Source organism: Aquimarina aquimarini (assembly GCF_900299535.1).
GTDB classification, from domain to species: Bacteria; Bacteroidota; Bacteroidia; order Flavobacteriales; family Flavobacteriaceae; genus Aquimarina; species Aquimarina aquimarini.
The window spans coordinates 59911-79566 of record NZ_OMKE01000011.1 but is presented as its reverse complement, the minus strand read 5'-3'; the positions used below and the strand labels follow the sequence as shown (position 1 = coordinate 79566).

General features: G+C 31.6%; 16 protein-coding genes. 11 read left to right on the top strand and 5 right to left on the bottom strand.

All coding sequences use genetic code 11. From position 1 onward, the window contains the following. The first annotated feature begins 32 nt into the window (after positions 1–32). The 5 genes from DG508_RS06715 (at position 33) to DG508_RS06695 (ending at position 6931) form a co-directional block, all read left to right on the top strand. Positions 33–1388 carry a PKD domain-containing protein gene (locus tag DG508_RS06715; RefSeq protein WP_108867404.1) on the top strand — a complete coding sequence of 452 codons (1356 nt, stop codon included), beginning with the start codon at positions 33–35 and terminating at the stop codon, positions 1386–1388. Between the two features lie 162 nt (positions 1389–1550). Next, positions 1551–5270 carry a fibronectin type III domain-containing protein gene (locus tag DG508_RS06710; protein ID WP_159090720.1) on the top strand — a complete coding sequence of 1240 codons (3720 nt, stop codon included), beginning with the start codon at positions 1551–1553 and terminating at the stop codon, positions 5268–5270. Between the two features lie 2 nt (positions 5271–5272). Continuing rightward, the gene (locus DG508_RS06705; RefSeq protein ID WP_108867402.1) at positions 5273–5785 is read left to right on the top strand and encodes a hypothetical protein; all 513 of its coding nucleotides are present in this window, start codon (positions 5273–5275) and stop codon (positions 5783–5785) included. A 247-nt stretch (positions 5786–6032) separates the two neighbouring features. Next, positions 6033–6569: a hypothetical protein gene (locus DG508_RS06700; protein ID WP_159090718.1), complete on the top strand. Its 537-nt coding sequence runs from the start codon at positions 6033–6035 to the stop codon at positions 6567–6569. A gap of 2 nt (positions 6570–6571) precedes the next feature. Next, a complete protein-coding gene (locus DG508_RS06695; RefSeq protein ID WP_108867400.1) occupies positions 6572–6931 on the top strand; it encodes a hypothetical protein in 360 nt (119 codons plus the stop codon). Here the strand turns inward: DG508_RS06695 and DG508_RS06690 are convergent. Together DG508_RS06690 and DG508_RS06685 are read right to left on the bottom strand one after the other, a co-directional pair. Further along, positions 6912–7460, bottom strand: coding sequence for a metallophosphoesterase family protein (locus tag DG508_RS06690; RefSeq protein WP_108867399.1), 549 nt, complete (start codon positions 7458–7460; stop codon positions 6912–6914). The two genes, DG508_RS06695 and DG508_RS06690, sit on opposite strands and share 20 nt — an antisense overlap. 14 nt (positions 7461–7474) lie before the next feature. Then, positions 7475–7756: a helix-turn-helix domain-containing protein gene (locus tag DG508_RS06685; RefSeq protein WP_108867398.1), complete on the bottom strand. Its 282-nt coding sequence runs from the start codon at positions 7754–7756 to the stop codon at positions 7475–7477. A 272-nt stretch (positions 7757–8028) separates the two neighbouring features. On the opposite strand from DG508_RS06685, the gene DG508_RS06680 reads away from it, so the two are divergent. The 4 genes from DG508_RS06680 (at position 8029) to DG508_RS06665 (ending at position 13560) form a co-directional block, all read left to right on the top strand. After that, complete coding sequence (locus tag DG508_RS06680) at positions 8029–8484, top strand: hypothetical protein (RefSeq protein WP_108867397.1); 456 nt, start codon at positions 8029–8031, stop codon at positions 8482–8484. Positions 8485–9432: 948 nt separating this feature from the next. After that, positions 9433–9837 carry a lipocalin-like domain-containing protein gene (locus DG508_RS06675; protein ID WP_108867396.1) on the top strand — a complete coding sequence of 135 codons (405 nt, stop codon included), beginning with the start codon at positions 9433–9435 and terminating at the stop codon, positions 9835–9837. 74 nt (positions 9838–9911) lie between these two features. Continuing rightward, complete coding sequence (locus tag DG508_RS06670) at positions 9912–10994, top strand: hypothetical protein (RefSeq protein WP_108867395.1); 1083 nt, start codon at positions 9912–9914, stop codon at positions 10992–10994. 184 nt (positions 10995–11178) lie between these two features. After that, on the top strand, positions 11179–13560 hold the full coding sequence (locus tag DG508_RS06665) for a porin family protein (RefSeq protein WP_108867394.1): 2382 nt from the start codon (positions 11179–11181) through the stop codon (positions 13558–13560). A 426-nt stretch (positions 13561–13986) separates the two neighbouring features. On the opposite strand, the gene DG508_RS06660 is transcribed toward DG508_RS06665, so the two are convergent. The 3 genes from DG508_RS06660 to DG508_RS06650 are packed head-to-tail and all read right to left on the bottom strand — an operon-like array spanning position 13987 to position 15110. Continuing rightward, positions 13987–14433, bottom strand: coding sequence for a hypothetical protein (locus tag DG508_RS06660; RefSeq protein WP_108867393.1), 447 nt, complete (start codon positions 14431–14433; stop codon positions 13987–13989). Between the two features lie 4 nt (positions 14434–14437). Continuing rightward, entirely contained in the window at positions 14438–14815 is a 378-nt protein-coding gene (locus DG508_RS06655) for a helix-turn-helix domain-containing protein (RefSeq protein WP_108867392.1), read from the bottom strand. 1 nt (position 14816) lies between these two features. Continuing rightward, complete coding sequence (locus DG508_RS06650) at positions 14817–15110, bottom strand: type II toxin-antitoxin system HigB family toxin (RefSeq protein WP_108867391.1); 294 nt, start codon at positions 15108–15110, stop codon at positions 14817–14819. 1284 nt (positions 15111–16394) lie between these two features. Between DG508_RS06650 and DG508_RS06645 the strand changes: the two genes are divergently transcribed. Further along, a complete protein-coding gene (locus DG508_RS06645; RefSeq protein WP_108867390.1) occupies positions 16395–18716 on the top strand; it encodes a gliding motility-associated C-terminal domain-containing protein in 2322 nt (773 codons plus the stop codon). A 10-nt stretch (positions 18717–18726) separates the two neighbouring features. Next, complete coding sequence (locus DG508_RS06640) at positions 18727–19650, top strand: PorP/SprF family type IX secretion system membrane protein (RefSeq protein WP_108867389.1); 924 nt, start codon at positions 18727–18729, stop codon at positions 19648–19650. The last annotated feature ends 6 nt before the right edge of the window (positions 19651–19656 follow it).

Genomic DNA, 19656 nt, shown 5'->3' with positions numbered 1-19656 from the left:
CTTTAGAGCTTTAATTTTTTAAACGGAACATAATGAATAAAATAATATACATATTAATTATAGGAAGTCTTATTTTAGGTTGTGCAAAAGAAGAGGCCATACCTGTGATTACTGATTTTAATATAGATGTTTTTAATGAAGATTTTTCTGTTCCGGTACAAGTAGTTGTTATCAATAAAACAGAAGGCGCAGATGAGTATCAATGGGAGTTTGAGGGGGGTGTGCCTTCTAGTTCAGTAAAACGTAACCCAGGAATAATTCAATACGAAACACCTGGGCAATATGCAATTATACTTACTGCAAGAAATATAGATGGTTCTACAGACAAAAAAACGATAGACATTCAAATTGATATGCCTGTAGTAATTGATTTTAAGGTAACCCCAACGGTAGATAATTTCACACCAGCTCGATATCACATAGATAATAATAGTACTGGTGCAAATAGTTTTTTATGGAGTTTTGAGGGGGGGATTCCAGCAACTTCTTCTGAGCAAAACCCAGCCGAAGTTGAGTTTTTTGAACCAGGAGAACATACAATTAAGCTTGAAATAAGTAATGGTCGAGAAACGTATGACCTAGAACACATAATTACCGTTGCCCCATATTTGGTTTCAGGGTTTACTAGTGAAGTAGCTTTTGATGATGATGATTTTCAAGCGCCAGTACGCATGCAATTTACCAATACCTCAGTGAGTGCTACTTCATATGCGTGGGATTTTCAAGGAGCAACACCTTCAACATCTACAGCAGTAGATCCTGAGATAACATTTACAGAAGCGGGGATACATACGGTTACTCTAACTGCTACAAATGGCAAAGAAATAAAATCGTATAGTACTCAAATAGAAGTAGTAGAAAATACCAACTTGCGTACTTATACAGACATAGCTTTAGGAATTAATACGGCACATTTATCTAATGCTACAGGTAGTATGTATAATTTTATTGATCGAAAAGTGTATACGACAGAAGAGTTAACTGCGACTATAGAAGAACAAATAGACCTGGTGTTTTTTGGATTGAATAACCGTTTTGAACGCAACCGTTTTGTTAGCCCTGATGCGTTAGAAGGTGAAACTACTTTTTTACCATTTACAACCCCTAAAAAGACAATTTTTATCAATTCGCAAGAGTTATGTGGGTGTACAGCCTCGCTATCAGCAAATCAATTTGATACAATGAATACCGATGCACTATTAGCTTCAATGAATATTACAGAAACTTCTGGAGGAGTACAGGATTTTGATAAAACGATACATCCAAGGATTGTTCTGTTTCAAACACAGGAAGGAAAAAAAGGAGCGATAAAGGTGAAACAATTTGTAGAAGATGGGCAAAATTCATATATCCTTATCGATATAAAAATACAGAAAGAAGCAAGGTAAATGAAGAAACTGAAAAATTTAAAATGTAAAAGTGTTGAAAAAAAACAGAAGTCAGATATCTGAAGTAATAAATGAAAAAGGAGCAGTCTTAGATTCTCAGATTCTTTGAAACGTTACCTCTTTGAAAACTCTGAAACTAAAAAAAACGATCAACTAAAATATATGAATACACTATTAAAAATAGTAAAACTACCGATATGGGCATTAGGCATCCTAAAAATATGGTGTTCTTATTTTCTTGTAGCTATACGTTTCCCCTTTGCAAAGTCATTGATGTATCTTTGTTTTTTACTTATGTCTTTAAGTAGTATTGCACAGGTGTTTCCAGTTACAGCAACTCCGCAGATAGTACCTCCTTATAGTTTAAAGCTTTCAGAATACAGCACTTCTATTTCAGAAAAATTAATACTAAATCTGTTACTTACTGATGTCAATGAATTTAATTTTCAGGTAGGTTTAAAACTATATATAGAAAATAATTCAGGAATAGCGATCCAAAGTTCGGATGTTGTAGTTGGAGCAAATCCTATATTTTTAGATGGGGGAACCCCATTACGGTTAAGTAACTTAGATTTACAACCGTATTTTAGTTTACAAAACCTTCAAGGAATAACACCACAACAATACAGCACAACTTTACCCGAGGGGTTATATCGATTCTGTTTTGAGGTATATGATGTAATTACAGGAAAACGAATTTCTAGAAAAAGTTGCGCAACTGTATATCTGGTACTCAATGATCCTCCTTTTTTAAACATGCCTAATAAAGGAGAGCAAGTAGTAGTTAGAGACCCTCAAAATATTATATTTCAGTGGACTCCCCGTCATCTCAATGCAACCAATGTTTCTTATGAATTCACATTGGCAGAATTATGGGATACACAAATAGATCCACAAGCAGCCTTTTTAGCGAGTAGGCCATTGTATCAAACAACTACCTTTGCTACTACATTATTATACGGCCCAGCAGAAACTAGTCTATTACCCGATAAAAATTATGCTTGGCGAGTTCGAGCTATTGTAAATGATGGGATTAGTGAGTCTTCAGTATTCAAGAACAATGGGTATAGTGAGATATATCATTTTGCCTATACAGGGCTTTGTGGCGAACCACAATATATATTGGCAGAAGGTCAGAATCCTACCAAAGAAAAAATACTTTGGCAAGGCGTTGAGCATAAGAGGTATAATGTTCAATATAGAAAAAAAGGAGTAGAAAACAGTCGATGGTTTGAGGAGGAGACTCAAAACCAATATGCAACGATCAATGCTTTGGCACCTGGTACAACCTATGAGTTTCGAGTAGGAGGGCGATGTATGGATAATGGAGGGTTTACATACTCTCAAATTTATGAATTTACAACAGAGATAAGTTCACAAGAAACAGCTACTTATAATTGCGGAATTACTCCAGAGATTATAATAACCAATCAGGAACCATTACAAGAATTACTTAATGGAGATGTGTTTACAGCTGGGGATTTTCCAGTAACGATTATGGAGTTGGCAGATCCCTTAAATATCTCCCAAGAAGGTAGATATAGTGGTTGGGGGTATATTGTTGTGCCTTATTTGATGGATACCCGATTAAAGGTGATTTTTGATAATATTAAGATCAATACAGAATATCAACTTATACAAGGAACAGTATATACAGATTATGATCCTGACTGGAGTGGAGTGGATGATATAAGTGATGAGTTGGATTTGTTAGGAGGGCTTTTAGAAGAACTCACTAATCTATTTAAAGAACAACAAGAATTTTTAGATGCATACAAGGATGCAAAAGACCCTTTGGTAAAAGATAGTATCTTGACTAACTATAACACAAGTGTTCTAGAAACCGACAACAGGTTAAATGAGTTATTACAAAGTGACTATATTACCGAAGAGGAAAAACAGGAACTGCGTGATGTTAAGGATATTGATAAAATTGCTTCAAGTGATCTTAGTGATAAAGAAGTAGATAATTATAAGAAGCTCAATGCCCAGAAAGCAGACAAGGTAAAGGAAATTGCACAAAAAGCTGAAGAACGTGAGCGTAAGGCAGAAGAAGTGATATATGATGATGAAGAATATTTTAAAAAACTATTGCAGCAAATACGTTGCGCTTATATTTCTGGTCAGGATGCTATTGATATACCAGAAAAATATTTAAATATTGATAAATTAGTAATAGGATCTTTTAAGTATGGGGTTGATAGGGAAGAACAAATTAGTGGAAAAAAAGTATCTATAGCTACAGTTAGACCTGCTTTTGGAACTACAGTAATTTCGGGGATCAAAGATGCCAAAAGCCGAAATACCAATTCAGATGGAAAAATATCGTTTACTGGGTTTGATATTTTAATTACCAATCCTAAGTATAATGAGGCTGGAGGGATTACTCCATTAAAGCATTTTATGGAATATTTGTTTCCAACGGAGGAATCTGTACGCAATGATTTTGACTTTGTCTGGAACTCAGGGATCGGTGCCAAGGTTAATAAAAATGTAACCCTAGAAAAGAAAGAAATATATCAATTAAAACGGATCGCATCTTGTGGTACGAAGTATTTAAAAGCAGAGGAGCGATACAAGTTGATTAAAGCTGTTTTATTGTATGATAGTGATGAATATTATGAAGATCTTGTTTTAGATATTATTGCCACGATTGACACAAAACGTAAGGCAAAAGACCTATACAACCGTATTAATACAGATATAGGATTACAAAAATTACTTGTTGAGAATATAAATGACATTACCACTTATTTGTTTTTTGATGATGGTAATGAAAATAACCTATCCCGCTTTACAAAGGAATACTTTAAACTTTTTAAAAAAGTATATTCAAACTCAGAACTAGAAGGCCTGTATAAGGCTAAGTCTTTCCCTGATAAAAACAAGTTTTTCTTCTATGGTTTTGACCATGATTGTGACTTTACTTTGTCGGTTGATCAGAAAGAGGAGAAACTTATAATCAAAGAACAACCTAGGGTGTTTGATCCTCACTTGGGTAAAACAGGGCATTGTGTTGATAGAGGATCTGCAAAAGAAACATCATTCGTTGCTCAAGATATCCTAGCAGTTTCTATTGCTGATAAAGAGGTAAGCCTTTTTGGTGAGAAAGACAAAACAGTAATGATGCCAACTCTTGCTTATTACCTCTTAATAAAAGCTGCTAATGCAGAAGAAGTAGAGAATATTATAAACGGGCTGGTTACTCTTGTAGGAATTATAACTCCATTTGATGAATTCTACTTTTTATCGCAAGCCTTGAAACTATCTCAAAAAGGTCTGAGGGCTGCCAATTTGGTTACATTTAAGGCACTTGCTAAAATTGATAATATTAAAGTCCCACTTAATTCACTGGGTAGAAGACTTGAAAAAGAAGCATTTACAGATATAAATAAATATGTTAGTTTTGTAGATGACATCAACAACGCAGGAGGGGTTTGGAGAACAGCATTAGAAATGAGAGATGATGTGTCAAATTGGGCAAAACTATATCAATCAAAATTACCTACGCCAACACAATTAGATAAATTTAATAAAGCGACCGTAGCAAGTTATAAAAAAGTAGATAATAGTATTGAAACTGTGTTTGGAAGAAATGGAGGGATTTTAAATACTCAATCATCATTTCCAACAATTTCTGCTGAAAAAGGATTAGGAATACATCCAACATTACAAAATAAGCTTCCATCTAATACTAAGTGGCCAAACGTTGCAAATTGTGCTGAATGTGACGCAGTTAATCAAGCATTGCATAATGGCGCTAAATGGGATGATATTCAAATTCATACGGTTGATATTAGACCAAATGGTAAAATAACCGATGTGATAAGATGCCATGAGTGTCAGGATATTTTTAAAAAAATGTATGTAACAAGTGAGTAATTATGAAATCAGAATTTAATGATATTTCCATTCGAGGAAGAGTTGCCTATGCCATAATGTGTTTAGAGAACGCTATAAAGTGGTATAAAAAAGATAATCTTGATTGGTCTTTCCTTTTTCAGTTGTTATGGTCATTTATGAAAGGTAATGTCGCAGATTGGCATTATCCAATGGCCGAAGCTACTCCGAGATCTATATTATTTGATGCAGAGTATTCCGTAAAAGAAATGAATTATATAAATAGAGAAGAATATTCGAAATTAACTAATTTGTATAATTCCTCTAATGAGGTAATTATTTTTATTTTAAATAAATTATTTGAGATTGGTACACGTGATTTGTATTCCTCAATTTCAAATAATTCATTAGATACACTAGAATATTTAGAGGACATTATAGATATAATGAATAAAAATAAAATTCCACTCCCCGAAGTAAAGTTTTTTAAGAAATTTTCAATTAATGAAAATAATGGTTGGGGTAGAGAATTAAATAGAAGTGATCTAATGAGTTGAAAAATCCTACACAAGTGTAGAGGACATCAATAATGCAGGGGGTGAATTCTTATCAGCCTTTAAATCAAAGTTAAGTAGTCGAGTAAACAGTGCATCGGGTTTTGTTTTAAAACATACCGATAATCAAATAAGTACTATTATTCAGAAAGGAAAATCTTTAGGTCTTTCTGATGAAGTTATTGATGATTTACTATTTATAAGTTGTAGAGAAGCAAAACTAATTGATGCAGATGGATTAATGAAACAAATGGACAATTGGGTAAATGTGGTGCAAAAACGAGGATATCCATATAAGTTTGCTGATATTGGTGAGTTTAATAGATTTAAAAGTGAATTAAAATCTGGATTAGATGATATTGGTATTTCTAGTGCAGATGTAAGAATACAAGGTTCTTCTTTACGAACTCCTGATGCTAATGATATAGATTTGGTAGCTATGGTAACACAAAGTGACTTTGATAATTTTGTGAAGGTAAAATTTAAAGATAACATCATTAAAAATGGTGTTAAAGTAGATATTTCGAATATGACTAATTCGCAATTGAAAAGCTTAGCAGATGATATTGTATCTAATAGGTCTTTATATAATAGTAAAGCATATCAAGATTTTAGCTATACTATAAATAGTCAAATTATTAATGCAAAAGGGAGTAAAAATATTATAGGAGGTTTTAAGAATTTAAAAAATACGATAAGTTCGAAGTATTCAAGTTTAAATGTTGAAAATATAGCAATACAACCTACAGGAGGTGGTTTTGACTTAAAGCCTTTTCTAAAATTATAATTATGGAATATAGAGTAGGTGGAACAGTTCTAAATGTAGAACCTCAAAAAATAGTTGAAAAACTATTAGTTTCTTATTCAGATTTAAAATATCGACCTAGAATATTTGGATATGATATTAAATTAGAAAGAGAAGAATTTGAATTATATCTTAATACTTTGGATGAAAAGGAATATTTTTTAGAGGTTACTTTTTACAAATCAGAAAAAGAACTTCTATTACTCCTTGAAAATTTAAAACACTCTTTTTTATCTCTAGGTTTAAAATTTGACATTTGGTATTGCTTGGAAGATGAAAAAGGGGATGAAATTTCACCAGAGATAATTTATTTTAATAATCATCCTACCTCAAAAGAGGTTTAGTCCAATTTTTGTTTTTCATTATCTTTTTGATGTCTTGGTAATTGATAGGTCCATAGTTGTGACAATCTACGCCAACATCAAAAGAAAGTGCATTAGGATCGTCTGATAGCTCTCCATGAGAATGTCCATAAATATGGTATGTTCCGTGATGAGAAGCTTGCCAAACTCTCATCGCATAATGAAATAATACAACTAATTGTTGCTCTTTAAATCCATCAGGATCGGGCATTATTAGTTCGTAATAATCTTTGATCCACTCGAATCTGTCTTTACAGGCTTCTGCAGATTTTTCGTGATTCCCTTTTATAAGGTAAATTTTGCCATTAAGCCTTTCTAATATTTTTTTGAGTTTATTGGGTGAACATAATCCTACATCGCCTAAATGATATACTTCATCATCAGGGTATACTTTATCGTTCCAATTTTCTATAAGTACTTCATCCATCTCATCGACAGATGAAAATGATCTATTTGTGTAGTCTAAAATGTTTTTATGCCCGAAGTGCGTATCTGCAGTAAACCAAATCATAATTAAGAATATTATTACAAAATCGACTGAATTTTTCTTTTGGCTATGAACGCATCAATCACGGAGAAGATATGGTTTTTATCTTCTTCGTTAAATTTAGATACTTCTAGAATACGTTTAGCAGTTACTTTATCCATCTCTACATCTGTTTTACCAGTCAGGTAATCCAAAGATATATCTAGAATATTCACAATATTATGAGTAATTTCTATTGTTGATTTTACTTCGTTATGTTCATACTTACTCAATACATTTTTATGAATGCTAAGCTGGTTAACAAGTTTAGTTTGGGGCATTTTTAATATCTTTCTGAGTATTGCTATTTATATCCATATTAACCTTTATAAGGTTTAATAAGTTCTTTTTTAGGGCTTATTACAAATATATAAACCTTATTTGAGCTAAAAAAGTTTAATGAGTTTTTGTAGTAAACATAGTATTCCAAAGGTTAGCATGAGTATCTTACATTGAAATTGGTAAGTTTACAGAAGAAAAAGGCTATTATAAAGTAGAGTTTGATTCTACTTTCAATATTAATAATTTAGATGAAATCATGTAATTTTTATAAATGATTATTATACTAACTAATATTCCATTTATAGATAGAGATACTTTTTCTGTAAGTACAGGAAAAGGGATAAGTTTTAGTGACTATAGTCGTATTTATCAGAAAATTAAAAAATGGATTAATTTAGATGATAGTAGAGGTAGTGAACTCATTTATAATGAAACTGATAAGTTTAGAGAATGTATTGTAACAGAATTATCTGGTTTATTAACTCAAAGAGAAAGCCCACCAGAAAATGCTACAGAAAAACAATTAAAAAAGTGGTTAAAGAAACACCCAAGAAAAATAGTAGAAATATTAGGTAAGAAAATTTCTATAGGCGGTTTAGGGTTAATACCTCCTCCTCTTGATAGAGAAATTATTACATATAATAAATTACTAGGTATTGTTGATAATTGTATTGATATCAATTCTCCATTATATATAAAAGTTGAAAAAAATTATTATACCGAGTAAACCCAATAATACGTTTGCCTAGAGAGTAATGAGTCAAAATTCAAGACTAAATAAAAGCATTATATCTTCTGGAACTTTAACATAATAAAACCCTGAATTACGGATTTCCTCATATATTGATTATGGAAAAACCATAGTTTTGCATGTGGCTTTTGTGTCGTACCACTAAGAGTTGAATAAAATAATAGTGTTAAAAAAAGCTCAGTGTCAGAAAACGGAACTCTTAAGGCTTAGTTTTGCAATATGTTAATATATAAAAAATATTAAAAAAATAGAGATTATGATAAAATGTAAAAAAGAAGAGAAATATTTTTTTATTTCAAAAAAAGACTATAGTCATATTTTTAATTTACAAATTAAAATTTAATTACTTGATTTTAAGTAAGTTAATTGTTGTTAAGGATGTTTGTAAACAAGATGAATTGTTTTTTGATGAAGTTCGTTTTATTAAAAAAGGGGATTTTCCCCCTCTTGCAACTATTGTTTTACAGTAATATGCCCCTTACTTTTGTCTCATAAGCATATGCTAAAGTGTTAATACTATTTTATTTATATCCTTATAACCCCAAATGCCTCAAAATAAAATGAATACCAAATCACAAGGTTACCTAATACCACGTGTTCAAAAGTTGCCTGTCAATGTACTGGCCTTTTTTTCGTTTCTACGAACAACACTTATATATAACTTTCAAAAATTGTTTTACTGTAAAAAGCCTCCCTTTATAATGAATATAGGGGTTTCGTCCGTGCTATCTTTTAATTCCTAAGAAGATGATAAATAGTAGTATTTCCATTGAAAAAGAAATGTAAAAAGTAATATAAGCAGAAACTATAAACTCATAGATCATTACCAATGGCTATGGAATATAGGAAAAAAATAAAACCATAACAAATTCAAGTAAAATAATAGTAACAATTAATATATAACAACCCAATTATTTTAAAACTATGAAAAAAGTAATTTTAGTAGCAACCGTATTTTTAAGTGCATTATCTATTTCTTGTAGCAGTGATGATGATAGTGCAGGACAAGACCCTCTTATAGGTGAATGGAATCTCATTGCAAGAGCCGATATTGTAGATGGTAAACCTGTAGCCGATGATCTTGGTTGTGAATTGAAAGAACCCCTTACCTTTAAAGCAGATGGCACTTTTTCTTCAATTGATTTTGATCAGGATCAAGACGGAAATTGCTTTGAAGAACGTACAATTAATGGTACATGGAAAAACCTAGAATCTGGAAAATATTCGATTGACAAAGAAACGATAGAGATCATATTTGAAGGAAATACTTTTATAATCACCTATACAAATATAGATGGTACTACAAAAGAGACATATCAAAGAAAATAATATAAAATATATATTCTGAAAATCGACTCTAATATAAGGAGCTTGATTTTTAGGATATGTAAAAAAATAAACACATGAAACTGAAAAGTATATTTTTAATCCTCGTTACAAGTATAATATTATGTTCTTGTAACAGTGATGATAGTGCAGGACCTATTGAATTTGATGCAAATGCAAAATTAGAGATCGTAAAAGTAAATGCGACTTCAATAGATGTAAACTATGAAACAAATTCTTTTTTTAATTTGGCTATAGGTATCCGTAAAGAAGGGGAAACAGAATTTGGATTACAAACTCAATATGATACTAATAATATTACAAGAGACAACCTTGAGCCTGCTCAAAAATATGAGATGACACTTTTGGTAAGTGGTTCTGATGAATTAAAATTTGATATTATCAAATTTACCACGCTTCCTTTTGATAAAGCAAATGGATTACTTGATTATGTGTACTCAGAAAGAGGACTTACCCATGAAATAGAACCAAATGTATATAATGCAGATGCTTCTATAAAGTTCTATTTGATAGGAGAATCTGATCCTAATATTAAAATAGAGTTACCATATACTTTTACAAATGGTAAAATTAAGTTTGTCACACCAGAGAATACACTTTCTGATACACCATATCAGGAGTATCAAAATTACAATGTTGGATATCAAATTGAAGAAGCCCCTATTTCACTATTAACCTTTTCTAGACATAGTGAGGTCAACAATATTGTGATTTCTGTGTTCAACAAAAAACCATATATTCAGTCCATAACAGAAAATAAAAGAACATCTTGCCAAAATGTAAGTATGTATAGCCTAAGGTTTAAGGGTGCTTTTTTTAGTCATTATGATGACTCGATTTATAATTTTGAGCAAACCAAAGCTGTAATTACAAGAATAGATGATGGCTCAGAATTTATTTTGGATGAAGGATCTAATGGATGTACACAGTATATGCGCCTTGAGGGTAATTTTGAATTACCTAATGGTGTGTCAAAAATTCATACCAATAGTGGGGTCTGGATCAAATATCCTAAAAGCACGTTGCCAAATGCTATGTTTACAGCAGGAGATTATAAAATTAAGTTTGTTTTTAGTAATCAAGGTAATGGAGTCGATGACTTTTATGAAACCAATGAATTTCCATTTACTTTAGATTAACTCATAATTCTATATTAAAACAAGAAAATAAACCTTTGAAAAGTAGTAAGACAATTATACTTTTCCTTACCATTTCAAAGGTTTGTTTAATCAGATATATAAGTTAGTTCCTAATCATAGCTCTTTATTTATAAAGCTCACTGTATACTATATCTATTAGAACAACACCAGAAAACAGCCCCTATTGAAAAAACTATTACTCATTTTTTTATGGCTTCCATTAAGTGTCCTTTCTCAAACATTGGACTATGAGTCTATTACTAAAAGTAAGCCAATCAAAGTAAGTGGACAGATTTCTGCTAGTGGAGTATACTATAGTTCGAACCAAAATAATAGTAGAGAGCCATTTACCTATTTTTTGCAAGGAGCACTCAATGTAAATATCTACAGTTTTTCGATTCCGATATCCTATAGTTTTTCTAATCAGGGAGAGAATTTGGGGTACCAATTACCCTTTGATTTTAATCGTATAAGCCTACACCCAAAGTATAAATGGGTTACGGGACATATAGGAAATGTAAGCATAACCTTTTCTCCCTATACATTAAGTGGACATCAATTTACTGGAGGAGGAGTAGATTTAACCCCACCAGGAGCTATAAAAGTAAGTGCAATGGCAGGTCGTTTACTCAAAGCAACAGAAGATAATGAAGACCCAAGAACTGTTCCTGCCTATAGCCGTATGGGATATGGGCTAAAAACCAGTTTAGAAAAAGATAGATATAAAATAGGAGTCATTGGTTTTTATGCAAAAGATAATAAAAACTCAATCGATTCTATTCCTGAAGCCAAAGGAGTATTACCGCAAGAGAATTTAGTGCTAAGTCTAGAAGGAGAGGTAAAACTAGGCAAGAGCTTTAGTGTACAAGCAGAATATGCATCTACAGCTATTACCAAAGATACCAGAGCAGAAGAAGTTGACAATACAGAGGTTTCGCCCATTGCAACTATTTTTAATAACCGAGCCTCCACAGAATATTATAATGCTGTAAAAGCCAGATTAGGGTATGCAATAGGAAGGGTAAATCTGGGAGTTGGATACGAACGTATTGATCCTGGTTATGAAACCCTAGGAGCTTATTACTTTAATAACGATTTCGAAAACATAACCTTAGATGCTTCTAATACTTTTTTTAAGGATAAATTGACCTTAGCACTTAATATTGGATACCAAAGAGATGATCTTGATAATCTAAAAGCTAATAACACCAATAGAACTGTAGGTTCATTAAACGCAACACTAGCACTATCAGAGCGATTAAACGTTTCAGGGTCTTATTCAAATTTTAGTACGTTTACCAATATAAAACCCAATCAGTTTGATGAGATTAATGATGCAGACCTATTAGACGAGCAGATAGAAGAACTAGATTATAAACAACTATCACAAACAGCAACAGTAACGATTAATTATATACTAGCCAATAAGAAAACATCTCGTCAGAATTTGACTATGAATTATGCATTAAATGATGTTTCCAACGAACAAGGAGGAGTTGTAAGATTAGGAGATGCTTCTACCTTTCATAATATGAATATAGGACATACGATAGATTTTTCAGAAAGAAACCTTGCAATAAGTACATCTGTCAATGGAACCTATAATACAATTGGCAGAGAAGAAGCAACCACTTGGGGTCCAACACTAAGTATTGGCAAACGATATTTTGAAAAAACCTTGAATATACGGCTTTCATCTGGGTATAATAGCTCAAATAGTGCTACAGCAACTACCAATGTGGTGAATATGAGGGGGGCGGTTACTTATACACTATTAGAAAAACACAATTTTAATCTGAATGCTGTACAATTATTCAGAAGTGGAGGTAATAATAGGCAATTAAGCGAGTTTACAGCAACTTTTGGATATAATTATGCTTTTGGACTTAAAAAACCTACTCTTAATTTTAAAAAGAAGCAAAAGAAACCCAAGGTAGAAAATGATTCTATCAAGATTCAGTATAAAAAACACCATTTTGAAGGTTTGCCAAAAGACATTACTCCGCAATTATTAGAATTACCACAAAAACAAGGTTTTTCCCATATTGTAAAAGACAAAAAAGGAAGGCTAAGTGATCTAAAAGAACAACTTAGAGAAACAGAACAAAAAGACAAACGAGTATATAAAGAAGTTGCTATTAGTTATCTCAAAGAAATGGATATGTATTTAGAGTTTGCAGAATTCTATAATCAAAAAATATACGAAGCATATCTAAAACTGGTGCATGAGGCTCAAGAAATAGATAGGCAGATACGAGATGAATTTACAGTATTAAGTGCAAAAATTAACAGTAGCGAAGAAAAAGATCCAGAAGATTTAGAAAGACAAAAAGTATTAGAAAAAAGATATGAGTCACATACGTTACTTTTACAATCATTACTCAAATGGAATTTAAAACTAGAAGATATAGAGAATCCTACAGCTGCTATTAAAACCCTCAAAAAGCAGAATGCTTCGAAAGTATTTACTATGTATGAAAATGAAAAATCTGAAGAACATATCGTAAAATTTATAGAAATACGATTAGCAGACATGTATCATAAACTATTAAAAGAAGAAGAATAACTTTTCCCCTTTCTTTCACGAAGTTCAGAGTAAGGTAAAAGTTGATGTGGGTTGTAGAAACAATGGATCAGGTAATCTGTAAATCTCTATCCGTAGTGCTTAAAGTTAGATTTATCTAGATTGAATTTACTATTGATTTATGTATATTATTTTGACATCACTAATAAGACTCCTAAGAAAATATTAAGTATTAAAGCATGTTTTAAAAGCAGAAATTTAGATTAAATAAGTTGAGGTTTAAAATTACGTTAAGTATTGATTTTGTTATCATTTAAGATATTTTTGTCTATTATAAAAGACAAAGTTTTTGTAAATTGAGGCATAAAACCTTGTCAAATGCGTTCAAAAAAAACGTATCGCTCAATTACATTTTTTAGCCCCTACCTTGCAAGAACAGCTTAACCCAAAACGTTAATTAGATATGATTTACTCACAAGGAGTATAACACAATTTAAGATCTTTAAATAATTCTATTGTAGGCTTACTGTTTGATATTAATTGCAGTATAAGTATTCTCTTGTCTAGCTTAGTCACTATAGCATTTATATCTCCATTATTATCTTTTAAAGTAATTTGTTTTTTATTTCGTTCGTATACCCAAGTTCCATTAACTTCTTCAGAAGTACTTAATGATTTTAAATTAAAACTTTTATCTGTTCTAAATTTTAAAGTAAGCTCATTATTCAATGAGTCTATTGGAACTTTCATTTTAGAGCCATTATTCAATATTTCCTTAAGACACCAGTTTTTACTCAAAAATGATTTCACCTTGGAGGGCTTCAAATCAATAATTTGCGAAAAAGAAGTAAAAATACCTCCTAAAATAAAAACTAAAGTTACAAAAAACGATCTTGAAAAATGTTTTAACTTCATCAATCTATTGAACTTTTAATTGGTAATCTTTTATTAAAGTATCCGCAGGTATGCGCAATTTATCATAAAGCAATCTAATGTGATTTAAGCTAAGCTTTCTCTGCCTTTTTAATATTTCAGTAGCTCTACTTGGGCTATTTAATATTTTTCCTAAATCAGACGGCTTTAAGTTATTTTGTTCCATAATAAACTTAAGAGTATCAATAGGATCTGAATCAGGCATAGGATATTGCTCTGATTCATATTTCTCAATAAGCAGAGCTAAAAGCTCTAACTCTATTTCTTCAGGAGAACCTTCTTCGCAATTAAAAATATCTTCAAATCTGTTTAGGTATTCTTCATATTGTTCATTATTCTTTATTATACTATATTCAATTTCCATATTACAAATCATTTACGTCTATTTTATCATATTCTTTATGTGTTCCTATAAATTGTATTAATGCAAACTGAGCTTGATATCTAAACTTGACAATTAATCTATATTTATTTCCACATATATTGAAAACTATTTTATTATCTCCAACAAAATCAGCACTTCCAAAAAGAGATTTTATTTCATTTGGGTTTGAAAACTTTCTTTTACTAAATATCTCATACCATGCAATAAGACTAATCTTAGAATCGGGGTATTCATCCCAAAAATCTCTTAGTGTTCCTCTTGAAAAGACTTTCATAATTGTTGCAAATATATATATATTCCCGTAACGGGAAAAATAATTAATGTTAAATATTCCCAAATAGGGAATTACTTTCGAATCAAAGTAGCACAAAAATAGTTCAATTGTATTACAAGATATATAAACAACAAACAAAACCCTACCAAAAGCAAACAAAAGCTCCCACCATGAGTACACCTCTTGTTTTCTTAACTCTTTATTTATAATGGTTTTATGTATATTGTGTTGAAAAGTCACTGCTTTTTTGGTATGAATAATATCAATTTTTTAGAAAATACTAGCCTGAATAGAGAATGTAATTCTAATCTAGAATATATAAAACAGTACTCTATCGTAGAGTACTGAATTTAAGTACTGAAATGCACGAAATGCAAGTGTTTATGTACTCTGTAAATTGTTAAATCCCTTATAAACAACAAGTTGTAGTCTAGCTCATTTAGCCTCATAACCCAAAGGTCACAGGTTCGAGTCCTGTTCCCGCTACTACATAACCACTTCAAAATGAAGAGGTTATTTTTGTTTATAAGTGTTTTTCTTCTTGAAAATCATCGTTTTTTTTCGCATAGAGTACTGTTTGGAGTACTGAATTTTCCTTTTTTTAGGTAAAACCTTCTATTTCTGATTATGAAAATCCTTTTGACTTTAGATACTTGTGGTTCACTGATCCCTTGTTTTTATTGAGTTTGTAACTGTTGAGGAAGTGTTTTTCTGAAAATGTTAAAATATGCGACCTTCGGAGTTTGGCTTACCGCGACTTAGGAAACTATTAGTATCATATTTATTAAATTCTTTTCTCCAACGGCCTAGCGCGATGTAGGAATATTTAATTCTCTACATACCTGGAATATATTTCCTCTGGCATAACCTGATTCTACAGATTTTAGCTTAAAATCGATACTGTAATTCTTTTTACGTTTAGACATAATTCAGAGATAAAGTAGATAGCAATAATTCTATAAACTTAATGTCCAGTCAAATGTAGTAAGTCCAAAATTATAGGTAGGGTAGTTTTGGGAAAATGGTTTCTATGCAAAATAGAATAGGTCAATATTCAAATGAAAAAGTTATAAAAGCATATGTCAAAAATTAAAAAGTTAAACAGAAGAATATTTTATAAGATTATCAATCATATAGAATAGGGGTTTTTTATTTACCTCTTTTAATTTACTGACAACCAATTAGTTGTGTTGTTTCTTAAAGAATGTATAAAAATTATTTTTATTTAGAATAAATAAAAATAATTATATAGTTTTGCCGGAATTTAATTTTTAGGACAAAAGAATGAACAAAAATTACTTAATAATATTTTTAATAGCTTTTTATTATAATATAAATGCTCAAGTAACATTGCTTGATGGGTTAAGTACTCCATCATCAATGAAGATAATTGACAATCGCCTTTATTTTTCCGAATGGTATCAAGGTCGTATATCTTATTTAGATTTAGATAACATCGGTGTAGGATCAACAGTTATTGATGAACTGGCATCAAGGACGTATGGGATGGACGTATATAACAATGAATTGTATTACGGAGACTCTGACACAAATCCAAGACACATTAGAAAATTGGATTTAACAGATTTAAACACCCCAAGTATCCCCGTTCTTTTTAATTATACATTTCCATATAGTTTAACTTTTGTGGGTGATATCTTGTATGTTGTAGATAGTATTGGAAAAATTGTCAAATTAGATATGACCGCCACTCCTATAGTAGGAGAGGACTTTGTTACTAATTTAGATTATCCGTTTGGGATTATTTATAATGAGATTGATAATTCTCTTTATTTTACACAGAGGGCTGGTTCAGGTGGAACACCTAGGGTTTCTAAGATTGATTTATCAAATTCGACTCCTGTTGTTGAAGATGTTGTAACCAATGTAAATAGCCCTTCTGGAATAGGTCTAGATGTTAAGAATCAGGTTTTATATGTGGCCGACCCTCCTACAGGTGCTCCTGATGTGGTAGATAGACTCGTAAAAATAGATCTTAAGTCCTCTTCGCCAACAGCAGAAGTCTTTCTTGACAATTTCAATGCCTGGGATTATCTATCAGGAATTCATGTTTCAGTAACTAATTCAGTAACTAAATTGTATTTCACTAAATTTTTTGCAGGAAGTATTCATTTTGTAGATATTACAGATACTGATGGTGATGGAGTATTAGATAAGGTAGATTTAGATGATGATAACGATGGAATTTTAGACACTATAGAAACAGGTGGATTAGACCCAAATGAAGATAATGATAATGATGGTTTCTCAATCTATTTAGATGACGATGACTCAGATCCAGCAATAGGTGATAATGACAATAGCCCTCAACCAATATTTGATGATTTAGATGGAGATGGGGTCCCAAACCATTTAGATTTAGATTCAGATAACGATGGTATTTTAGATATCGTAGAAGCAGGAGGAGCAGATGCTAATGAAGATGGTGAAGTAGACTACCTAACTCAAGGTCTTTCCCATACCATGATCGATGTTGATAATGATGGGTTAATAGACGCTTTAGATACAGTAGATAGTGGAAGCGGATCAGGAGAAGTAACAAATGGAACAGCTTTAATACTACCAAATACAGATAATGAAGGGTTATCAAACTATCTAGATATTGATTCAGATAATGATGGAATACCTGATAATGTAGAGGGACAAACTACTGCGGGTTATCAGCCACCATTAGAAGCAGATGATGACAATGATGGAATCGATAACCAGTACGATTCAGACTTTGGAGGAAGTACCCCAATAACAACTCCAACAGATACCGATGCAAATACTACAGAGAATTTGCCAGATTATTTAGATTTAGATAGTGATGATGATGGGTTATCAGATACAGCCGAATCAGGGTTAACAGATGATGGAACAACAGTAGATATTGATGGCGATGGGTTATTAGATACATTTGATACAGTAGATACGATAGCAACACTATTTGATGTTAATGATACATTAAATGCAGGAGCTTTAGACACAATAGACAGCACAGCAGATACACCAGAAGTTGACTTTAGAGAAATAGATATGGATAAAGATGATGATGGTGAAGATGCTACTACAGACCCCGATGATAATGATCCTTGTATAGGAGGAGATATTTCGAGAATCGACTTATCAATAACAACAAGTTTATGGGCAGTAGCAGACTGTGATGGAGATGGAGTATCAAATTTAAAAGAATTAGATAGCGATAGAGATGGAACAATAGGTCTAGATAATACTGACCCCAACGATCCTTGTGATTATAATTCCCCAGATATAAGCTTACCCATAACTACTACAAGTGAATGTAATATAATTATATATAACATAATGACACCCGATGGTGATAACCAAAATGATACATTTTACATTACAGGAATAAATAACCCTAAGTATAAGAATAATACTGTAGAAATCTTTAATAGGTGGGGGAATTCAGTTTATAAAGCGTCTGGATATAATAATGAAAATGTAGTATTTAGAGGTTTGTCTACAGGAAGAACAACAATAAACGGTTCAGAAATATTACCATCAGGCACTTATTACTATGCAATAGACTTTGGAGATGGCTCAAAGCCAAAAGTAGGGTGGTTATACATTATCAAATAAAAATAGAAACATGAAATTTAAAATATTTATACTGTTGTTAGTATTCACTTTAGTTTTATCTAAAGTTAATGCCCAACAAGACTCGCATTTTACACAGTACATGTATAATACGATGACCATAAATCCAGCTTATTCAGGAACTAATGAACATAAAATAATTAATTTATTAGGTCGTGCACAATGGGTAGGTGTTGATGGATCTCCGTCAACACAAACAGTAAGTTATGATACTCCTTTAGGATATAGTGGTATGGGATTAGGTGTGAACTTAACTAATGATCAAATAGGACCAGCTCACGAAATAGCTTTAGATATAAACACTTCTTACATAATTCGAGCTAGTGAGAAAGGAAAAATTTCTTTTGGATTAAAACTGGGAGGACGACATTTAGCTGTTGATTGGAATAAAGGGTTGGTGAAAGATGTTCAAGATAAAAAATTAACAGGAAACATTAGTCGTTTTTTACCAACTATAGGAGCAGGTATTTATTACTATACAAATAAATTGTATTTAGGAGTTTCGACCCCTAATATGTTAAAAGCCCGATACTATGATGACTCAATTGCCAGTGGTGGTAATGTAGCAGCAGAACGTATGCACTTCTTTCTTATAGGGGGGTATGTATTTGACTTATCTGAAAACCTAAAGTTTAAGCCAGCGTTTTTAACTAAGGTGGTAAGTGGAGCACCTTTATCATTAGATGTTTCTGCAAATTTCTTATTTAATAAAAAATTCACTTTAGGGGCATCTTGGCGCTGGGATGATTCTATAAGTGCTTTACTAGGGTTTAAAGCCACTAAAAACTTAGAATTAGGATTTGCATATGACTTAACAACATCTAATTATAGTAACTATAATTCAGGAACTTACGAATTAATGATTCGTTGGAATTTCTTCAAAGAATTAACCGCAAAATCACCAAGATTCTTTTAAAACTTA